We start from the raw sequence: 18,923 nt of genomic DNA, 5'->3' as shown, positions 1-18,923 counted from the left end.
CTCCTAAATTATTACACTTGCTTACCTGTTTAATTATTGACCAAAAAAGCCAAAAAGTAAACTATGTATTTTTAGTGAAATTTTGGGCTATCCAATTCTTTAATACCACTAGAAACTCGCTTTGATGGGATATGAATGGCGCATGTGAAGCTTGTTCAAATATATAACTTTGACTATTAGGTACAATTTCATCAACTTTACTTATGACTTGCTTAGGCACTAAACTATCAAGTTTTCCGTAAAGCCTTAAAAATGGCTTATCAATAGATTGTATCTGCTCAGACAAATTTGATGTCTCTAATAAACTTAATGAATCGTCTAACACCTGTCTACTAGGTTGAGCATACTGCATAACTAGATCACGAATTGTTTTAATGTCTTGGCGTATATGTGGGCTGCCCATGGCTTGAATTTTCAAAAAATTGCTAATGGTTTTTGTCGTGTCTTGAGCTAATTGCTGGTGAAACAATGCCAATACGCTCGCTTTAATACCAGGCCAATTATCACGTTCAACAAACTGAGGAGAACTTGCAACAGTAACTAACCCTAATAATAACTTAGGGTGTGAAATGGCTATTTGACTAGCAATTAACCCACCTAACGACCAACCAATATAAATAGCAGGTTTCCCAACCGCCAGAGTAATCAGTTCAGCTATTTCAACTAAAGAATATTCAGCCAGTTGCACCGAATTATTTGTAGCAAAACCCGGAAGATCAACGGTAATAACTTCAAAATCAGTCTGCAAATGCGCTAAGCAAGGCTGCCAAACAGCAGAGTTAAGGCCCCAACCATGAATAAACACTAGCGGAGTTCCTTGTCCTGTACTCGCAATTTTTAATTTTTGTGTCATGCTTTTTGTCATGCTTAGTGAACTCGATAACGGGTAGGCGCATAGTTTAACCAATGGATGCTAAAAATGGAATTTGGCAATACCGACAACAACAAAATATTATTAAATTTACAACGATTATTAAGCCAGCGTTTTAGCGCTTTTAGGCTAAAAATAAGCAGTTGCATTTTATGTGGTAACGCTTGCCAACATCACCCCTTACTTTGTCAGTTTTGCCAAGCAGATTTACCTTATTTTAATTATCAGCTTCTGCCTTATGACTTACTTTCTTGGCCTGCGGTGACAAAACTGATACCAAAAAATAATTTTGATCACCTTATTGCCATTGCTCCCTATGTTTGGCCATTAGATACTTGGATTACTCAGTTAAAATATCAACATAAAACCGAGCTGGCTGAATTATTAAGCTACCTATTAATTGACCATTGGCATAACTACCTTGAGATTGAAAAAGCCAATATTACCCCCGACAACACCTTAGTGTTATCGGTACCATTACATTTAAAAAAGTGGCAAACCCGTGGTTTTAATCAAGCACATCTGATAGCGCGCAAGTTTTCAAAAGCTTTTGATTACCCTTATCAAGCCAATGTAGTGATTCGTGAAAAGTGTACTGAAAATCAGGTAGGAAAATCTGGTTTAGATCGCCGCAAAAACTTAAAAAACGCTTTCGGTTTATATTTAGGTAAAGGAGAGAGTTTACCGAAAAATATCATTTTAATAGATGACGTAGTGACCACAGGAACAACCGCTAATGAGATCTGTAAATTGCTGAAAAACAAAGGAGTGCAAAGTATTACACTGCTCTGTATTAGTTTAGCCATTCCGAACTAGCTTGGCTTTACTCTGCTAAGGTTGCGCTAAACGCTTTGGCAAAAAACAAGCTGTTTGCCACTATCTTCATACTGCCTAAAAAGTAACCTCTAAAAACTAAGTCGTCGGTACTTGCAATAACTCGCCCTTTTCCAACGTTATGAGCAACGAGTGTTGGGTTATTTGCTAAACGATTAACCAAGTTCTGATCTGAATAGCCACTGAGTAAAGGCGTTTTGCTATATTTTGCTACGCTAATGAAGGGTTTTGCTGTTTGCTCCATAATAATGGTGCTGTTACGAAATACGGGTAATTCACTTTGTTGGTAACCGTAAGCAAGTGGATGACTAATATCTAACTCGGCTTTAAATATAGCACCGGCAATGCGCTTTCTTGCAGAGAGTTTTTCTTTATCACCATAGGTTAACTTATCGGTATCAAACAGTTGGTCGATATGATTTTTGCTGACAAAATCAATTTTGAGTATCTCATTAGTTGATAACCATTGAGCAGCACTTTTTTGGCCAAAAATTACGCCACCATTAGCCACCCATGATGCAAACTTTCCCACTACCTGAGTACTTAAAGCCTTATATTTCCCATCCACCATAATAATATGACTGTATTCGGCTAAATCAATGGCACTTAATCTTTGCATTTCGACTACCGTTACTGGTATTTCAAGCAAGCTATCAAGGTAATAAAGCATTTCTCCTGCTTCATATTGTGAAACGCCTTTGCCTCCCACTAATAATACTTTAGGTGCTGATACTGGACGAAAAGAGCTACTGCCTATATCAATACCTTTCGCCGTTAACCCCGTATCTAAAGCGTTCAGCGGTATTTGGCTTTGCGCCGCTAAGTCAGTCAAAATACTCTGCCAGTTTTCAACTTGTTGAATGCCAGCAGGTACAATAATAGTGCCTTGATTAAACGATTTAACTTTGCCATTTACTGTCGCTGAAAAGTCTTTAGTAGCGACCTTTGCTGTAATGTTGGCGTTAGTAATTTTGTTTAATAATTTAGGTGCTAAAAAGTCATACCACTCAAATGCATAAGCGTAAGCTAATTCACTTACTTCAGTTGCTTTTGCCTCGCTAGGCTGCCAAGATTTTTCTTGTGTTTTTAAGCCCCAAGTACTACTAACTTGATCAAACTTGATATTCATTGCCAGTGGTAATGTCCAGCCTGAAACATCATAAAAAGTATTATCTTCAAAGTTTTGTTGTTGATTAAACAAAGCCTTGATTACGCGATATTGTGGCTGCTCTAACGGAATATAATAACTCTGCTCAGCAATGTATGTTAGCTCATGACGCTTATAATCTTGCTTAAGCGGATAAACCTTAATTTGATGTTGTTGTAACTTACTTAAGAAAGCTTGTAACCGATAATGGTCACTTGTTTCGGTAAAAATATAACCGTTAAAACTTTCATCACTGGCTTGTTTTTCAGCTAATTTAAAAAAGTCTCGACGATAATCTTTAAATTTAGCTTGGTTTTTCCACGCACCTTCAATAGTCGATAACGATGTTAATACATGATTTTGAATACCGTATTCAAAGGTTAATAAACCATTAACCGTTTGTTGTTGAAAACCACGACTACTGGCTTGTTCAAACAACACACCAATGCCGCCATTGATATCAGGATAAGTTGAGCCTTTTCCGTAATAGAAATCATCGAAGCTTTCTTCGCTGTAATATAAGCGTTCTTTTTTATCGAGCGCTTTGGCATGATAAGTTGCTAACAACTGTGTTAATTCGGTATTTTTTTCCGGTGTTAAAGGGTGGGTTCGTGTTGGAATGCCAGGCTGAAAAAAATAACTCCCGTTCGCGCCCATTTCATGAAAATCACCCAACACATTCGGTTGATATTGATGAAAATAAGGTAAGCGATTTTGGCTTTCTTTTTGCGATAAAAGCAACCAATCTCGGTTTAAGTCAAAACCAAAATGATTGGTTCGGCCAGTACGCCAATTTTGATGATGTTCAATATGGTTTGGATCAGGGTTCTCGGCGATCCCACGATGTGTGGTTACCCAATTAACAAATCTGTCCATGCCGTCTGGGTTAAGACTTGGCTCTATAACGATAATAGTGTCGTTGAGCATATCGGCAACAGCTTTATCTTGTGAGGCAGCTAAATGATATGCAACCACCATGGCGGCATTAGTACCACTGATTTCATCGCCATGCACACTATAGCCTAGCCAGACCACAATGGGATCTTTAGATGACGCTGCTATATTTGAGCGTCTTGCTAGAATTTCATCAATATTATTAAGATTATAGGGGCTAGAAATCGTCAGCAAAACTTGTGAACGAAATTGCGTGGTTCGACCCATCTCCTCAATATTAACTCGATCAGAAGCTACTGCCACTTTTTGTAAATAACTCAATACTTGGTCATGACGAGGGTGACGTTCACCGATACCAAAACCTAAAGTAGACTCTGGCGTAGGTATTTTCTGATTATAAACACTATCACTGGGTAAATAAGTACTCACATTCGCACTGAATACAGCAAACGAGGTACTTAATAAAAAAAATATGACAATTCGACAACACGATAAGAACATAAAGGCTTTCCTTAATTGATTACTGATAAAATAACAAAATTATGCCTTTTGAACTAGTTATCTTCATATAATTAATCGTTTATCTACTAGCTTTATCCCTTTTCAGATTAGGAGTATATAAATTATGCCATCTAGGACTAGCGCCAAACGGCTGAGAAGAGTAAAATGGTGATACTTGAGTAAAATAGTCGGGTATTGAAAACTCAATCCCTGTAAAAAGTTCCACCCAGTAGTGAGAGTAAAATAGTATGATGGTTAACATTTCAGAAACTGCACAAGAACATTTTGTAAAACTACTTTCTGGTCAAGCAGAAGGTACGAGTATCCGCGTGTTTGTTGTAAACCCGGGCACAGCAAGCGCAGAATGTGGTGTATCGTACTGTCCAGCTGACGCTGTAGAAGCTGACGATATTGAACTAAAATTTGAGCATTTTTCAGCTTATATCGATGCCGATAGTAAATTATTTTTAGAAGAAGCTGAAATTGATTTTACCACAGATCAAATGGGCTCTCAGTTAACACTAAAAGCGCCAAATGCTAAATTGCGTAAAGTGGGTGATGACGCTCCTTTATTCGAACGTGTTGATTACTTTTTAAAAGCTGAAGTAAATCCACAACTTGCTGGCCATGGCGGCGAATGTACTTTAATGGAAATTACCGAAGACGGCTATGCGGTATTACAATTTGGCGGCGGCTGTAATGGTTGTGCTCAAATTGATGTTACGGTAAAAGACGGCATTGAAAAGCAATTAATCGACATGATGGGCGATGAAATTAAAGGTGTTAAAGATATGACTGAACACGAACGTGGTGAACATTCATATTACTAATCACATTTAGTATTCGTTAGTAATGTCATTATTAGAAAAGCTAGGCCAAGACCCTCAACGCAGCATGCAGCGTTTTCTCAGAGGACTTGGCCTTTTTATTATTGGTGCCTGCTTTATTTTTTTAGGGCTTTACCAAAGTCATATTTGGCAAATAATAGGCATTGTGATCTTAGCTATCGGTTGTCTGCTGGCTATTTACGGCTACCTCGGGTTATTTGCTAATCGTTTGTATCACATTTTTAATCGCACTAAACCTTAGATAAAACCATAAGCATGCAGACTCATTAAAAAGCATGTTTATTTCGTTGATAGTGCCAAGCTAACGTTACTCCACGCGCTAGCATAAAGACAGAAAATGCAGCCCACAATCCGTGATTACCATAATCTTCTAATAACCACCATACCGGAAAGAAACAACCAAAAGTAGCAATTAACATGCTGTTTCTCATAATATGTGCTTGCATTAATCCCACATACACACCGTCGTATAAATAACACCAACAAGCGAGTATGGGCAGCGCTACAATCCAGAATAAATGCTGTTGTGCATAATCAACAACCTCGGTTATATTTGAAATGGTTGTAATAAAATAATTACCCGCTAGATAAAACATTAAGCTATAAGCCAGAGCAAAGATGCCGGTCCAACATAGTGCGATATTCACGCTGACAAACATATTTTTTTGGTTATTTTCACCTTTTGCTTTACCCACCATAACTTCGGCAGCATTCGCGATACCGTCTAAACCGAACGATATTAATAACAAAAAGTTCATCAATATCGCATTGGCCGCAATGACATCATCACCTAGTCGTGCACCTTGAAAAGTCATAAATACAAAGCAAACTTCTAAGCATAAAGTACGAATTAATATATCTCGATTAAGCTTAAAATAGCTAAGTAATGCCGAGCGCTCTAACACCGCCTCAAAAAGTTGCTGTGCATTGGTAAACAAGCCAATAAATTTGTGCTGAAAGTTTTTAAATACAAAAATTAACCCTATAATTAAGCCACTGTATTCTGAAATTAAGGTCGCCAATGCCACACCTTTAACTTGCCATTCAAAACCAATAACAAACAGTAGATCTAAGCCTAAATTAATTAAATTTGTCGTAATAACTAACCACATCACCGCTTTCGCTTGGTGATTGCCAAGTAGCCAGCCCATAATGACTAAATTCGCCAATGCCGCAGGCAAGCCCCATACACGCACTTCACTATATTCTCGAGCATAAAACTGAACTTGCTCAGAGCCTCCAGCGAGTGAAAGTGCTATATCTAGATAAACACCTTGCAGCAGAATAACCACCAAGCCAACGGTGAAAGCAACAATGATACCCCGGAGTAATATTAAGCAGTTTGATTGATCATTTTGTTGACCAAACGCTTGTGCCGACAAGCCCGTTGTCGACATTCTCAAAAAACCACAAAGCCAAGTAATGACCGTAATAATCATCGCCCCGACCGTACTTCCACCCAAATAATAAGCATGAGATAAGTGCCCGATAACTGCAGTATCAACCAAGCCTAATAAAGGTGCGGTTATATTTGATAAAATCATCGGTAAAGCGAGTACGAACAATTGCTTATGCCGATCTAAATCATTGAATTTCAAAAAAGCTGACCTTTATTGTGAATTGGGCTGTATAAAGTGTTAAAAAAAAGCTATTTTACGCCTGTCTTTAATTTCCCATATTTTGCAGGAAGATTACCATGAAATACCGTCTCTTGGCAGCGTTGTGCTTTTGCATACATTTCACCAGTTTTGCTACTGTTATTTTACAATATCATCATGTTAGTGAAGACACTCCAGCTAGCACTAGCATTACCCCCGAACAATTTTCAAAACATATGCAATATCTTCAAGACAATAACTTTAAAGTAATTGCCTTATCCACCTTAATGGACGCTATTAAGCAGCAACAAGCTTTACCCGATAAAACGGTTGTGATCACCTTTGATGATGCTTATATCAACATTTTAACCAATGGTAAGCCAATTTTAGACAAGCACAACTTTCCTTTTACCATCTTTATCAACCCAGGAATGGTAGGACAGAACACTTCACATTTTCTGTCATGGCAACAATTAAAAGTGATGGCTGATGACGGTGTAATTATTGCCAATCATGGCATGCACCATGATTCGTTAGCCCGAACGCCAGATGGAATGACCACCCAAGCTTGGTTAGCAAAAAATACGAAAACGTTATTGCGTGCTGAAGAAATGATTGAAGCAGAAACTGGCCAGAGTTGGCGCTACTTTGCCTATCCTTATGGTGAGTTCAGTCCAGAAGTTCAACAATGGGTACGTGATAATAACTTTGTTGCATTTTCACAGCAATCTGGGGCTGTTAGTTTGAATACTGACGTGACCAGTATTCCGCGATTTCCTGCTTCCCAACCCTACGACCAACTTTCAAGCCTGCGAGATAAGCTAGACTCATTACCTTTTAACATTCAGCTTAAAGGCGACAATCTACAAACCATCTTTGAGCAAGGTCAATCTTCTTCACTAACCGTTAATGTGGAAGTTGATGACTTTGAACCTGATCAGCTACATTGTTATATTTCTGGCTTAGGCCGACAAAAAATTGAATGGCAAAACGACGAAAGCTTTACCATTAATTTTAGTGCGCCATTACAGCCAGGTCGTGTACGCTGTAATTGTACTGCACCGAGTATTAGTGAACCTGGTAGATATTATTGGTTTTCAAAACCTTGGTTTATTCTCAAAGAAAATCGAGAATGGTATCCGTTATAAATAAGACAGAATAAACTGTTAGTAGCGAAGTTATCAGCTCGGCATTTATGTGGAAAATAGTTTAAAAACTTCACCTCATAAATACCGAGTTTAATTTTGTTGTTGCTTTAAACTTAACTCAATATAACGCGACTATTTTTGCAAAATCACTTACAAGTTTATCACCTTCAATCACCGGCACTTCACCCAACGCTTGTTTTGGCTTAAAAATAGCTTCTACTTTGCCATCAGGATTAATTAATACTAATGATGCACTGTGATCAACTAAGTAGTTAGTTACTGTTGCTCCGTGGTTTTCTATGGCATCACTATTCAATTGCAGATCAACTTCAGTCTCAGTAATCGCATACATTAAACCTAAGTTTCTCGCGAATGGAAATAACGCCCCATGATCACCATGCAAAGCTTTAAATTCAGGATTAAAATAACCAATATAACTTGCAAGCTTTTCTTGCGTATCGCGTTTAGGGTCAACAGAAACTAGCAAAACTTGGTTGTTATTTGTTATCGCTTGTAAATCATCGTAGATAAAGTTCAGTTCTTGAAGTGTTGTTGGGCATACATCAGGGCAAGATGTATAACCAAAAAACACCCAATTCCACTTACCTTTTAGCGACTCGTTATTGAACTTTTCGCCAAGATGATCAGTTAACTCAAAGGTTTTTATATCTCGTGCTTGTTGGTAATGTAAAGCAAATTCAACAGGCGCTTTTTGGTTTAACTGACCAAATAACACGATACCCGCCGCAAGTGCACCTAATGCAACTATCAAGGTAACTATTTTGTTCATTAGCCGGTAACCGGTAATAAGTAGTGATCGAGTAAGAGAATAATAAATAATGCCATTAAATGCACAATAGAAAACTTAAAGGTATCCATGGCGGTTTCTTCATCAGCATGAAATTTTAATTTCCAAGCATATGCAAAAAACACTAAGTTTAAAACCACTGCACCAATTAAATATAACCAATTACTCATACCGACCAAATACGGTAATAAACCCACAACAAACAGCAATACCGTATACAGTAAAATTTGAGTTTTAGTGAAGTTTACTCCGTGAGTAACCGGCAGCATAGGAATGTTAACCTTGGCATATTCGTCTTTTCGATGAATAGCTAACGCCCAAAAATGTGGTGGTGTCCAAGTGAATATCAATAGTACTAATAATAGCGCATTGGGATGTACTTCATTGGTCATTGCTGTCCAACCCAATAAAGGGGGAATCGCTCCAGCTAAACCGCCAATGGTTATATTTTGAGGTGTAGCACGCTTTAAATACATAGTATAAATAAAGCTATAACCTACAAGACCTGAGAAGGTTAACCAAGCAGTAAGCGGGTTGACTAACGCATATAAAACGATAAAGCCTACCACGGCTAAACTGATCGCGAAGATGGTGGCGCTGCGTGCAGTAAGCCTGCCGTTTGGTAATGGTCGATTATAAGTTCGCCCCATCACTTTATCTATACGTTCATCTACAATGTGATTAATGGCGGCGGCGGCTGAAGACAAAAAGCCAATGCCTATCATGGATGGCACTAAAACCTGCCAAGGAATAACGCCAGGCACAGATAAACACATGCCCACTAAAGCCGTTAACACTAACAATGCCACTACGCGTGGTTTTGTTATTTCATAATAATCACGCCAAATGGGCGTACTAGGTGCGCTATGACTCGCTTCTACCGTGTTGCTTTGACTCATATTATGCCCCTAAATTTTCCGTTTTAAACTGTATGTCATAGTAATTAATGACATCATTAACATGGCAGCAACCACGTTGTGACTTACCGCTACACTTAACGGTAATGAAAACCAAACATTACTTATCCCTAAGCCAACTTGTACGCTAAGAATAAAACCTAAACTCAATGATGCATTTCTAAAAAATGGTGACTGAGCTTTACGGTATATACTGATAGCAAACCATAATAAATAAAGCGTTGTTACTATAGCACCAATGCGATGCATCACATGAATGGTTAAACGCGACGCATGATCTAAATGACCAAATTCGTAACTATCTTTCTCAGGCGGTATTAGATCTAACGCATGTTCAAAATTTAGCTGATCCATCCAACCAGCTTGACAAATAGGCAGTTCGGTACAAGTTAGCGCGGCGTAGTTTGACGATGTCCAACCACCCAGACTAATTTGCCCAATTAAAATAATAATACCTAACACACCAAACTTAGCATATTTTTTTAAAGCAACATCACCGCCGGGTACTCGATAATCTCCCAAACGCAAATACAGTAAAAACAATAAGCATAAAGTGGTAAAGCCCCCGAGCAGATGCCCCATGACAACCACAGGCATTAACATCATGGTGACGGTCCACATGCCTAGTGCGGCTTGAAAGATCACCACCAACAAAATTAAAATAGGCAAACCCACGGGGCCACCATGAGCTCGACGTTTAATCGACAAAAAAGCAATAATTAGAATTAAAAAACCTAAGGCGCCAGCAAAGTAACGATGAATCATTTCGTTCCAAGCTTTGTGATGCTCTACTGGGCGATCAGGGAATGCTTTTTCAGCAGCCAAAATTTGTTCACTTGTTTTTGGCACGTCAATAAAACCGTAACAGCCTGGCCAATCAGGGCAACCAAGTCCGGCGTGAGTTAATCGAGTATAAGCACCTAAACTCACCACAACTATGGCTAATAAAATGCTAACAAAAACGAGTTTTTTAATATCCGATGAGCTTTGTGTTCTCATATTAGCCAATCCTTGAATATTTTAACAACTTCTTAAAGTCGGCTAATATTGACTTACCAAAGTGCGGCAATTGCTCATGACTTTTTGGCGGTATATGGCTTAAAATGACATTGCCTAGTGGATCAACAATAAGCACTTGTGACTGGGTAATCTCAACTTTAGCTAATGCAGGCATAGCTTGAATGTGCCATTTCTTAATATTAATTTTTTCAGCTTGTGCTGGACTTAAATCTTGTTGGGTTAAAGCGATAGGTTTAACACGCGGCATTTCTTTACCAAGTGCTATATAGGTATTGTTGACGCTGACTAAAACTTTTTCACATTGTTCATCACATGTTGCTGGTAAGGTGTATAACATCAACCATTGGTGATCAAAATCGTCTACATTTAGCCCAAGTTTTGCCAAAGTCAGTTCATTATCAATTAACTGCCCTTGGTTGGTGACACCATAATTAAACCATTGTTGGTTTAGTGCTAATTTAGCTAGCACAATCGGGATAATAAATACCGCTAAGAGAATTAACATACTGCGGCGCGATTTATTTAACTCTGAAGAACTCATACAACTCAGCCTTTTATTCTTATTATTTGATTTCGGTATTTTCTACTCTACTTGCTCATTTTTATTTCAGATTATTTATGATGGATCTTTTTTACTCATTTTTATAGCGGCCCAAATCATTAAACTTATCCAAGCTAATGCCAAACTAAACCATTGAAAAGCATATCCTCGATGTTTTTCAGGTGGCATTACAATCGGCTGCCAATTTTTTTTATATCCTATAGACTCTTTTTTATCTAAGTAAACCACAAAGGGCAATAGTTTCTTGTTGATTAATTGCGAAAACTTATCGATTTCTATTTGTTGTACTCGCAGCGGCCAGTTTGAATCAGTGAAATTTTGCGCTTGTAATTGAATACCCACTTCAATTTCTCGAACATGACCTGTGATGGTATGTTGACCACTAACAGGTAATATCTCAGGTAATACACTTCGGTCAATCGAGCCTTGCACCCAACCTAAGTTAACTAAAATAGCAGCGCCGTTACTTTCAATAATTTGATATACCCGATAGCCTAAGCGCCCTTTATCAGGCTGGTTATCAAGCAGAAAAACTTTATCAGCATCAAAATTCCCACTGACCTCTATGGGTAAATCATTAATTCCGTCTTGCAAGCCTTTAAGCGCTAATATTTGCTCTAACGATAATGCGTTGCGTTGGCTTAACGTTTTAATTCGTTGTTGACGTTGCTCTTTTTCAAAAGCCCGTTCAATTTGCCAAAATCCGAGCTTGATTAATAACGAAAATACTAGCATGGTAAATATAACCATCGGCCAATTAAGTTGTTTTAACTTGTGCTGAATTAATACCAGATTCATAGACTACCGCATGTTCACTAACTAAAAACAGACTATAAAAGAGAGAATGTTGTGTTAATTAAAATTATTGTTGTCGGCTTATTAGCCTTTATGATTTACAACTTGTTTAGAGCATTATTTATCATGAATAAAAATGATTCCGACAAGCCACCTATGTCTAAATATATCGGCCGTAGAGTTATAACATCCGTCGTCATCATTTTATTGCTTGTTATCGGTATATTTACTGGGGTTATCACGCCTAATCCACGCCCCTTTTAAATAATGAAAGGTACGATATTGATAATATCGTACCTTCAATAACTTACTCAATTTTGTCGTTATTAAATACTTTAGATAATATAAACAAAAACAAACAGTATTACCCAAACTACATCAACAAAATGCCAATACCAACTTGCGGCTTGGAATGCAAAGTGGTTTTTCGGTGTAAAATGCCCCTTAAATACTCGAATTAACATCACTAACAACATGATGGTACCCAAGGTTACGTGCATACCATGAAAGCCGGTTAGCAAGTAAAAGGTATTACCGTAAATACCACTGTCTAAATACAGTTTCATTTCATCAGCATAGCCATGCGCATATTCTAGGCCTTGGCAAAACAGAAAAACAATACCTAAAACTACCGTTAAACCTAACCAAAACTTTAATAATCCACGTTTTTCTTGTTCTAATGAAACATGTGCAAAATGTGCAGTAATTGATGACGTTAACAATAAAATGGTGTTAATTAATGGTAAACCATACCAACCCATAGCGGTCGTTTCAGTGCCATCAGGTGTTTTTATTAACGGCCAAGTTGCGGTAAATTCAGGCCATAATATAGCGGCTGTTGCAGCATTATTGCCTGCACCGTCAAGCCAAGGCACAGAGAAAGTACGAGCATAAAGTAACGCACCAAAAAATGCCGCAAAAAACATGACTTCTGAAAAGATGAACCAACTCATACCTTGACGGAATGAATTATCCATTTGACGACTATATTTTCCAGCCATTGACTCGGTAATAACATTATTGAACCAGCCAAAAACCATATAAATAATCAATGCGACACCAGCCAGTAAAACCCAGCCACCGCCTGCATTTTCAGGATTATTTAAATTTGAGACATAATTGCCAGCACCCACGGCAATTAAAAACAGCGCTACAGCACCAATTATTGGCCATTTGCTTTGCGCTGGTACGTAATAACTTTCGTATTCTTTTGTCGTCATTGTTGTTCCCCTCATTTAAGTGCTAAGCACTTAAGAATCAACTGAGCTTGTAATATCGTATAAGGTGTAAGACAGGGTGATAGTAGATACGTCATCGGGTAAGTCTACATCAACATAAAATTGTAAACCCATTTCAACATCTTCACTGGCTTTTAACGGCTGATTATTAAAACAAAAGCACTCTATCTTTTGAAAATAAATCGCAGCCCGCCCTGGTGATACTGACGGCACAGCTTGGCCGATAATATCGTTTACAGACTCATTTTTTGCGTAAAATGTAACGACTTTACGCTCACCTGGGTGCACTTTCACTTCGTTAATCATTGGCTCAAACCGCCAAGGAATACCTTTAGCTGTTCGAGTCAAAAATTGCACGGTAATCGTACGTTCGGTATCTATCGATACAGCATCGTAACTTGCTGCCACGTTAGAGGTTTTTCCATTCAACCCAGTGATATCACAAAACACGTCATATAACGGTACCATCGCAAAACCAAAACCAAACATACCAAAAACGATTAACATCAGCTTTTTTACTGTTTTTTTCACTGACGCATCATGCGTTTTTGCTTGCGCTTGCTCTGACAACTTGTTTTGCGATTCACCGTTAGTCATTTTATTTCCAATTAATCAATTTTTGGTGGTGTTTCAAAAGTATGGTATGGCGCAGGGCTAGGCACTGTCCATTCCAATCCTTCTGCGCCATCCCAAGGTTTCGCAGGAGCTTTTTCTCCGCCTCTAATACACTTGATAACCAACACCAAGAAGATTAATTGCGAAATACCAAAAGCAAAACCACCAATACTGACCCACTTATTAAAATCTGCAAACTGCAAAGCGTAATCAGGAATACGGCGAGGCATGCCCGCTAATCCTAAAAAGTGCATTGGGAAGAACAATAAGTTAACTGAGATCAATGAACACCAAAAATGCCATTTACTTAAAGTGTCGTTGTACATGTAACCCGTCCATTTTGGTAACCAGTAGTATGCGCCAGCAAAAATAGAGAATAGCGCACCTGTAACCAATACATAATGGAAATGAGCAACAACAAAGTAAGTATCATGATATTGAAAATCCACTGGAGTCATCGCTAGCATCAAGCCAGAAAAACCACCAATAGTGAACAAAATCACGAAGGCAATAGAGAATAACATTGGCGTTTCAAAGCTAATTGAACCGCGCCACATAGTTGCAGCCCAGTTAAAGACCTTAACACCCGTAGGTACGGCAATTAACATGGTGCAATACATAAAGAATAATTCACCAAATAGCGGCATACCCGTGGTAAACATGTGATGCGCCCAAACGATAAACGATAAGAATGCAATTGATGCAGTCGCGTAAACCATTGAACTATAACCAAAGAGTTTTTTACGTGAAAATGCTGGAATGGTAGTAGATACAATACCAAAGGCTGGCAAAATCATGATGTAAACTTCAGGATGACCAAAGAACCAGAATATATGCTGGAACATTACAGGGTCACCACCACCGGCGGCATCAAAGAAGCTGGTGCCAAAGTAGGTATCGGTTAACACCATAGTGACGGTACCCGCGAGCACCGGCATTACCGCAATTAACAAGTAAGCTGTGATGAAAAATGTCCAAACAAATAATGGCATTTTCATGTAGGTCATACCTGGCGCACGCATATTCATAATGGTAACAACGATGTTGATCGCGCCCATAATTGAGGAGATCCCCATAATATGTACCGCAAATACAAACAGCGCCGTACTACCGTTACTGTATGTCGTTGATAATGGTGCGTAGAAAGTCCAACCAAAGTTAGGCGCGCCACTTTCTAAAAAGAAAGTCGACAATAAAATAGCGAAAGCAAATGGTAGTATCCAAAAGCTCCAGTTATTCAAGCGTGGCAATGCCATATCTGGCGCGCCAACCATCATAGGTAGCATCCAGTTAGCTAAACCAGTAAAGGCTGGCATTATTGCGCCGAAAACCATAATAAGACCGTGAACCGTGGTCATTTGGTTAAAGAAGTCAGGCTCAATTATTTGTAATCCTGGCTGAAATAGCTCAGCGCGGATAACCAACGCCATTACACCGCCAGTTAAGAACATAATAAATGAGAACCATAAGTACATCGAACCGATATCTTTATGGTTAGTGGTATATAACCAGCGTTTCAGGCCGGTCATTTTATGATCATGGTGCTCACCGTCATGTGAATCATGTTCGGATTGATCATTAATTACATCTGTAGTCATTATAACGCCTCCCTACTTCGCGCTAGCAGCAACATCTGCTGGCTGGACTAAATCACCGGTGTTGTTACCCCAAGCATTACGCTCATAAGTTACAACCGCAGCAATTTGCGTTTTAGTTAATTGGCCAGAAAATGCAGCCATTGCTGGATTTTTCTTGCTACCATTGAGAACCATGTCGATATGAACTGTTACGTCGCCCTTAGCAATTACACTATCTTTAAGTGCTGGAAATACTGGTGCCATACCAGCTCCACTCGCTTGATGACATGCAGCACATGCGGTCATGTAAACTTCTTCACCCATGGTCATTAATTCATCTTTGCTATAAACCTTGGCTAAATCTTCTTCAGGCATAATGTCGTCAATAACGTCAGTAACTTGCTCTGTTACATCTTCTACTACATCTTCAACAACATCTAAAATACCGGTACTTGCGGCGCCCGACACTGCTTTTACATCAGCAGCTTGCACAGCATCACCCGTATTGTTACCCCAAGCATTACGCTCGTAAGTAACGACTGCAGCAATTTCTTTTAAGCTTAATTGCTTGCCGTAACCTTGCATACCTGTACCAGCTTTACCGTTAAACACTATATCTATGTGCTCACTAGCTGGACCTGTTGTAGCAACAGCACTGCCTTTAAGGGCAGGAAATGCTGGAGGTAAACCTTGACCGCTAACTTGGTGACAAGCTGCACAATAAGCAGTGTAGGTTGTTTCACCGAGTTGCATTAGCTCTTCTAGAGGAACAGAAGCATTTAATGAAGCCGCTTCAGCTGCTGCTGCATTTGCCTTCAATTGTTTTTGATCATCAAGCCAAATTGCATAATCAGCTTCTGATTTAACTTCAACCACAATCGGCATAAAGCCGTGATCTTTACCACACAACTCAGCACATTGGCCGCGATAAATACCGGGTTCATCTACTTTCGTCCAAGCTTCATTAATAAAGCCAGGGTTAGCATCTTGTTTAACCGCAAATGCCGGTACCCACCAAGCGTGAATAACATCATCAGAAGTAATAACAAACCGTACTTTTTTATTGGTTGGAATAACTAAATGACGATCAACTTCTAACAGGTAGTTTTCACCTTTCTCTGCTGAAGTACCGTCTTGGTTTTCATACTGTTCGCGTGGAGTAGAAAGTACTGAATAGAATTCGATATCTTGATCGAAATACTTATAATGCCATTTCCACTGAGAACCAGTAACTTGAATCGTCAAATCCGCATCATCGTTATTTTCCATATCAATGAGCGTAATAGTGGCAGGAACAGCCATCGCGATTAGAATAACGACAGGAATTGCCGTCCAAAGAATTTCAACTTTTGTGCTTTCATGGAAGGTTGATGGTTTAAAGCCTTTTGATTTACGGTGAAAAACCATAGACCAAAACATGGCACCAAATACCACAACACCAATAGCAGTACAGATATAGAGTACCAGCATATGTAAATCATATACGTCTCTACTGACATCCGTAACGCCCTTGGTCAAATTCAGTGGCATATCTGCCCAAACCGAACTGGACAACAAGCCCCCTAGCAACAGCAAACCTAGGTTACGTCTCTTCACTCGACATCTCCTTCACCCTTTTGAGGCAAAACAACACAGATTCATCATGAAAGCTGACTGTTTTGCGCATACATTTATTATTATTTAAGTGACGCATTAACAGACAACCGTCAATTACGCCCTATTGTTATGTTTGTACGTTTTCTAGACTAGAATTACTTAAAACTTGATCGGGGTCAAATTAAAATTTCAAAAGCATGAAAAATAAAAACCAATAAATACAATAGAGTATTAACCCTAAACTAAGCGAAGCGTCCATTTTTAAAAGGGTATGTAGAATGTTTGTTTTTTGTTCTGAGATGTTTTTTTGTACTGAATAATAAATAATCAGCCACACAATGCGCTGTATAAAAAACCTGCATAAAGCCGATTTTACGAGCGAATAGCACAATAACTCAGTTTAAAAAAGTAAGTGGGATAATGTATGACCAAATATAAGCAAAAGCAGATTTAAACGCTTAGTTTAAATCTGCTTAATGTTACGGGAAATGAATAGAAAATAATTAAAGTAGATGAATAAGTGATTACATCCAATCGGCCGATCGAATTACACCCACTGCCAACCCTTCAATATTAAATTGTTGAGATGTTAAATCTACTTTAATAGGTGAAAAATCGTCGTTTTCAGCATGTAAATAAACCACATTGCCTTCACGTTTAAAGCGCTTAACCGTAACATCATCTTCAACACGAGCAACAATTACTTGGCCATTTTGTACATCTGTTGTTTGATGAACCGCTAATAGGTCACCATCAAAAATACCTATATTTTTCATACTTTCGCCGCTAACACGTAATAAATAATCAGCCGCAGGATGAAATAGACTGCCATCAATTTTATAGTGCTGCTCTACATGCTCTTGCGCTAAAATAGGCTCTCCTGCTGCAACTCGCCCTACAAGTGGTAATCCATCTTCTTGTATAAATTCTTCTGCAAGGCGAATACCGCGTGATGTACCGGGCAGCATTTCTATATAGCCCTTTTTAGCTAATGCTTTTAAATGCTCTTCTGCTGCATTGGCTGACTTAAAGCCAAAGTTAGTCGCAATTTCAGCTCGCGTTGGTGGCATACCTGTATCTGAAATTTTTTCTCTAATCAGATCAAATATCTGCTGTTGTCTTGGTGTTAAAGGGCGCATTTATATTCCTTAAGCGACTGAAGGTTAAGCCTGTATTTTTAAACAGTATTACTGTTATTGTATACAGGCTTAGAGTAAACGCAAGATCTTATTGTTCAATGAATAAGCGAGTAAGCTGATTTTAATGAAAGTTAGCGTTTTTTATTGTTTAAACATGCCATCGACAAATCAATTTTATCAATGATAAATAGATTAATTCAGGCATTGATGGTTTTAAGATTATTGAATAATGTAGTATTGCCATAGTGCTAAATTCCATCGGAGTAAAAATGCAATCTAAAGTCATTAATTTTAAAGATAAGTTTACTAAATTTTCCGACCATTGGTCCCCTCGTGTAATCGCTGAAATGAATGATTATCAATTTAAATTAGTTAAAGTTGAAGGTGAGTTTGTTTGGCATAACCACCCTGATACTGATGAGGTTTTTATTGTGATTGAAGGTGAGCTTAATATCGAATTACCAGATGGTGTTGTCACCCTATCCTCGGGCGAATTATTTGTAATACCTAAAGGTATTGAACATAAGCCCGTTGCTAATAAAGAATGTAAAATTATGATAATAGAGCCCAAAGGTGTCGTTAATACGGGTGATGAAACCACTAACCTCACCGCTCAAAATAACTTATGGGTATAATTTATCAGGCTGGTGATGAGTTTTTTAATGAGTGATTGAATTGAGTATCTTTGGGTTTTCAACAGGCAAGATAAAACTAATGATGGTGTTTAGTTGATTCAAAACGAACAAGCTCATTATAAGAATTAATATATTTTGCACTGAAAATTTACTTCTCTGCATTCACTCTTTTTAAGTAAA

19 protein-coding genes are annotated in these 18,923 nt (G+C 38.4%); 6 read left to right on the top strand and 13 right to left on the bottom strand.

Annotated elements, in window-relative coordinates:
- Positions 1–61: 61 nt before the first annotated feature.
- Positions 62–853, bottom strand: coding sequence for a pimeloyl-ACP methyl ester esterase BioH (bioH, locus tag H4J50_RS07255; protein ID WP_182255370.1), 792 nt, complete (start codon positions 851–853; stop codon positions 62–64).
- Between the two features lie 66 nt (positions 854–919).
- Between bioH and H4J50_RS07250 the strand changes: the two genes are divergently transcribed.
- On the top strand, positions 920–1,687 hold the full coding sequence (locus tag H4J50_RS07250; protein WP_182255368.1) for a ComF family protein: 768 nt from the start codon (positions 920–922) through the stop codon (positions 1,685–1,687).
- A 7-nt stretch (positions 1,688–1,694) separates the two neighbouring features.
- Here the strand turns inward: H4J50_RS07250 and H4J50_RS07245 are convergent, their stop codons facing one another.
- Entirely contained in the window at positions 1,695–4,247 is a 2,553-nt protein-coding gene (locus H4J50_RS07245) for a M14 family zinc carboxypeptidase (RefSeq protein WP_182255366.1), read from the bottom strand.
- A gap of 251 nt (positions 4,248–4,498) precedes the next feature.
- Here H4J50_RS07245 and nfuA point away from each other — a divergent pair, with 251 nt between their 5' ends.
- Positions 4,499–5,077, top strand: coding sequence for a Fe-S biogenesis protein NfuA (nfuA, locus tag H4J50_RS07240; protein WP_108457693.1), 579 nt, complete (start codon positions 4,499–4,501; stop codon positions 5,075–5,077).
- 22 nt (positions 5,078–5,099) lie between these two features.
- Positions 5,100–5,336, top strand: coding sequence for a hypothetical protein (locus H4J50_RS07235; protein WP_182255364.1), 237 nt, complete (start codon positions 5,100–5,102; stop codon positions 5,334–5,336).
- A gap of 25 nt (positions 5,337–5,361) precedes the next feature.
- Here the strand turns inward: H4J50_RS07235 and H4J50_RS07230 are convergent, their stop codons facing one another.
- Complete coding sequence (locus H4J50_RS07230) at positions 5,362–6,693, bottom strand: MATE family efflux transporter (protein WP_259366191.1); 1,332 nt, start codon at positions 6,691–6,693, stop codon at positions 5,362–5,364.
- A gap of 98 nt (positions 6,694–6,791) precedes the next feature.
- On the opposite strand from H4J50_RS07230, the gene H4J50_RS07225 reads away from it, so the two are divergent.
- Positions 6,792–7,841, top strand: coding sequence for a polysaccharide deacetylase family protein (locus H4J50_RS07225; RefSeq protein WP_182255362.1), 1,050 nt, complete (start codon positions 6,792–6,794; stop codon positions 7,839–7,841).
- 118 nt (positions 7,842–7,959) lie between these two features.
- On the opposite strand, the gene H4J50_RS07220 is transcribed toward H4J50_RS07225, so the two are convergent.
- From H4J50_RS07220 to H4J50_RS07200, 5 genes are all read right to left on the bottom strand, one after another.
- Entirely contained in the window at positions 7,960–8,631 is a 672-nt protein-coding gene (locus tag H4J50_RS07220) for an SCO family protein (RefSeq protein WP_182255360.1), read from the bottom strand.
- Positions 8,631–9,548 carry a heme o synthase gene (gene cyoE / locus H4J50_RS07215; protein ID WP_108454588.1) on the bottom strand — a complete coding sequence of 306 codons (918 nt, stop codon included), beginning with the start codon at positions 9,546–9,548 and terminating at the stop codon, positions 8,631–8,633. Before cyoE ends, H4J50_RS07220 begins: the two co-directional genes overlap by 1 nt.
- Before the next feature lie 9 nt (positions 9,549–9,557).
- Positions 9,558–10,541 carry a heme A synthase gene (locus H4J50_RS07210; RefSeq protein ID WP_182255401.1) on the bottom strand — a complete coding sequence of 328 codons (984 nt, stop codon included), beginning with the start codon at positions 10,539–10,541 and terminating at the stop codon, positions 9,558–9,560.
- Positions 10,542–10,566: 25 nt separating this feature from the next.
- Entirely contained in the window at positions 10,567–11,127 is a 561-nt protein-coding gene (locus H4J50_RS07205) for a hypothetical protein (protein WP_108454587.1), read from the bottom strand.
- 75 nt (positions 11,128–11,202) lie between these two features.
- Positions 11,203–11,946: an SURF1 family protein gene (locus tag H4J50_RS07200; RefSeq protein WP_182255358.1), complete on the bottom strand. Its 744-nt coding sequence runs from the start codon at positions 11,944–11,946 to the stop codon at positions 11,203–11,205.
- Between the two features lie 51 nt (positions 11,947–11,997).
- On the opposite strand from H4J50_RS07200, the gene H4J50_RS07195 reads away from it, so the two are divergent.
- Positions 11,998–12,207 carry a DUF2909 domain-containing protein gene (locus H4J50_RS07195; protein WP_108454585.1) on the top strand — a complete coding sequence of 70 codons (210 nt, stop codon included), beginning with the start codon at positions 11,998–12,000 and terminating at the stop codon, positions 12,205–12,207.
- Positions 12,208–12,278: 71 nt separating this feature from the next.
- On the opposite strand, the gene H4J50_RS07190 is transcribed toward H4J50_RS07195, so the two are convergent.
- From H4J50_RS07190 to lexA, 5 genes are all read right to left on the bottom strand, one after another.
- Positions 12,279–13,163 (bottom strand): cytochrome c oxidase subunit 3, encoded by an 885-nt coding sequence (locus H4J50_RS07190; protein WP_108454584.1) that lies wholly within the window; start codon positions 13,161–13,163, stop codon positions 12,279–12,281.
- Positions 13,164–13,193: 30 nt separating this feature from the next.
- On the bottom strand, positions 13,194–13,778 hold the full coding sequence (locus tag H4J50_RS07185; protein WP_108454583.1) for a cytochrome c oxidase assembly protein: 585 nt from the start codon (positions 13,776–13,778) through the stop codon (positions 13,194–13,196).
- Between the two features lie 11 nt (positions 13,779–13,789).
- The gene (gene ctaD / locus H4J50_RS07180; protein ID WP_108454582.1) at positions 13,790–15,394 is read right to left on the bottom strand and encodes a cytochrome c oxidase subunit I; all 1,605 of its coding nucleotides are present in this window, start codon (positions 15,392–15,394) and stop codon (positions 13,790–13,792) included.
- A 12-nt stretch (positions 15,395–15,406) separates the two neighbouring features.
- Complete coding sequence (gene coxB, locus H4J50_RS07175; protein ID WP_182255399.1) at positions 15,407–16,903, bottom strand: cytochrome c oxidase subunit II; 1,497 nt, start codon at positions 16,901–16,903, stop codon at positions 15,407–15,409.
- Positions 16,904–17,493: 590 nt separating this feature from the next.
- A complete protein-coding gene (gene lexA / locus H4J50_RS07170) occupies positions 17,494–18,108 on the bottom strand; it encodes a transcriptional repressor LexA (RefSeq protein WP_182255356.1) in 615 nt (204 codons plus the stop codon).
- A 269-nt stretch (positions 18,109–18,377) separates the two neighbouring features.
- Between lexA and H4J50_RS07165 the strand changes: the two genes are divergently transcribed.
- A complete protein-coding gene (locus H4J50_RS07165) occupies positions 18,378–18,743 on the top strand; it encodes a cupin domain-containing protein (RefSeq protein WP_182255355.1) in 366 nt (121 codons plus the stop codon).
- The last annotated feature ends 180 nt before the right edge of the window (positions 18,744–18,923 follow it).

The sequence above is a fragment of the Colwellia sp. 6M3 genome (assembly GCF_014077595.1).
Taxonomy (GTDB): domain Bacteria; phylum Pseudomonadota; class Gammaproteobacteria; order Enterobacterales; family Alteromonadaceae; genus Cognaticolwellia.
The sequence above is the reverse complement of the archived record's forward strand: the minus strand, read 5'-3'. Positions and strand labels throughout refer to the sequence as shown.

Excerpts from the sequence above, each read along its gene's own strand:
- H4J50_RS07235 (WP_182255364.1), top strand. The coding sequence starts at position 5,100 with ATGTCATTATTAGAAAAGCTAGGCCAAGACCCTCAACGCAGCATGCAG.
- H4J50_RS07250 (WP_182255368.1), top strand. The coding sequence starts at position 920 with ATGGAATTTGGCAATACCGACAACAACAAAATATTATTAAATTTACAA.
- bioH (WP_182255370.1), bottom strand. The coding sequence starts at position 853 with ATGACACAAAAATTAAAAATTGCGAGTACAGGACAAGGAACTCCGCTA.
- H4J50_RS07190 (WP_108454584.1), bottom strand. The coding sequence starts at position 13,163 with ATGACGACAAAAGAATACGAAAGTTATTACGTACCAGCGCAAAGCAAA.
- coxB (WP_182255399.1), bottom strand. The coding sequence starts at position 16,903 with ATGCCACTGAATTTGACCAAGGGCGTTACGGATGTCAGTAGAGACGTA.
- H4J50_RS07165 (WP_182255355.1), top strand. The coding sequence starts at position 18,378 with ATGCAATCTAAAGTCATTAATTTTAAAGATAAGTTTACTAAATTTTCC.
- lexA (WP_182255356.1), bottom strand. The coding sequence starts at position 18,108 with ATGCGCCCTTTAACACCAAGACAACAGCAGATATTTGATCTGATTAGA.
- H4J50_RS07185 (WP_108454583.1), bottom strand. The coding sequence starts at position 13,778 with ATGACTAACGGTGAATCGCAAAACAAGTTGTCAGAGCAAGCGCAAGCA.
- H4J50_RS07200 (WP_182255358.1), bottom strand. The coding sequence starts at position 11,946 with ATGAATCTGGTATTAATTCAGCACAAGTTAAAACAACTTAATTGGCCG.
- H4J50_RS07220 (WP_182255360.1), bottom strand. The coding sequence starts at position 8,631 with ATGAACAAAATAGTTACCTTGATAGTTGCATTAGGTGCACTTGCGGCG.
- nfuA (WP_108457693.1), top strand. The coding sequence starts at position 4,499 with ATGGTTAACATTTCAGAAACTGCACAAGAACATTTTGTAAAACTACTT.
- cyoE (WP_108454588.1), bottom strand. The coding sequence starts at position 9,548 with ATGAGTCAAAGCAACACGGTAGAAGCGAGTCATAGCGCACCTAGTACG.
- H4J50_RS07205 (WP_108454587.1), bottom strand. The coding sequence starts at position 11,127 with ATGAGTTCTTCAGAGTTAAATAAATCGCGCCGCAGTATGTTAATTCTC.
- H4J50_RS07225 (WP_182255362.1), top strand. The coding sequence starts at position 6,792 with ATGAAATACCGTCTCTTGGCAGCGTTGTGCTTTTGCATACATTTCACC.
- H4J50_RS07245 (WP_182255366.1), bottom strand. The coding sequence starts at position 4,247 with ATGTTCTTATCGTGTTGTCGAATTGTCATATTTTTTTTATTAAGTACC.
- ctaD (WP_108454582.1), bottom strand. The coding sequence starts at position 15,394 with ATGACTACAGATGTAATTAATGATCAATCCGAACATGATTCACATGAC.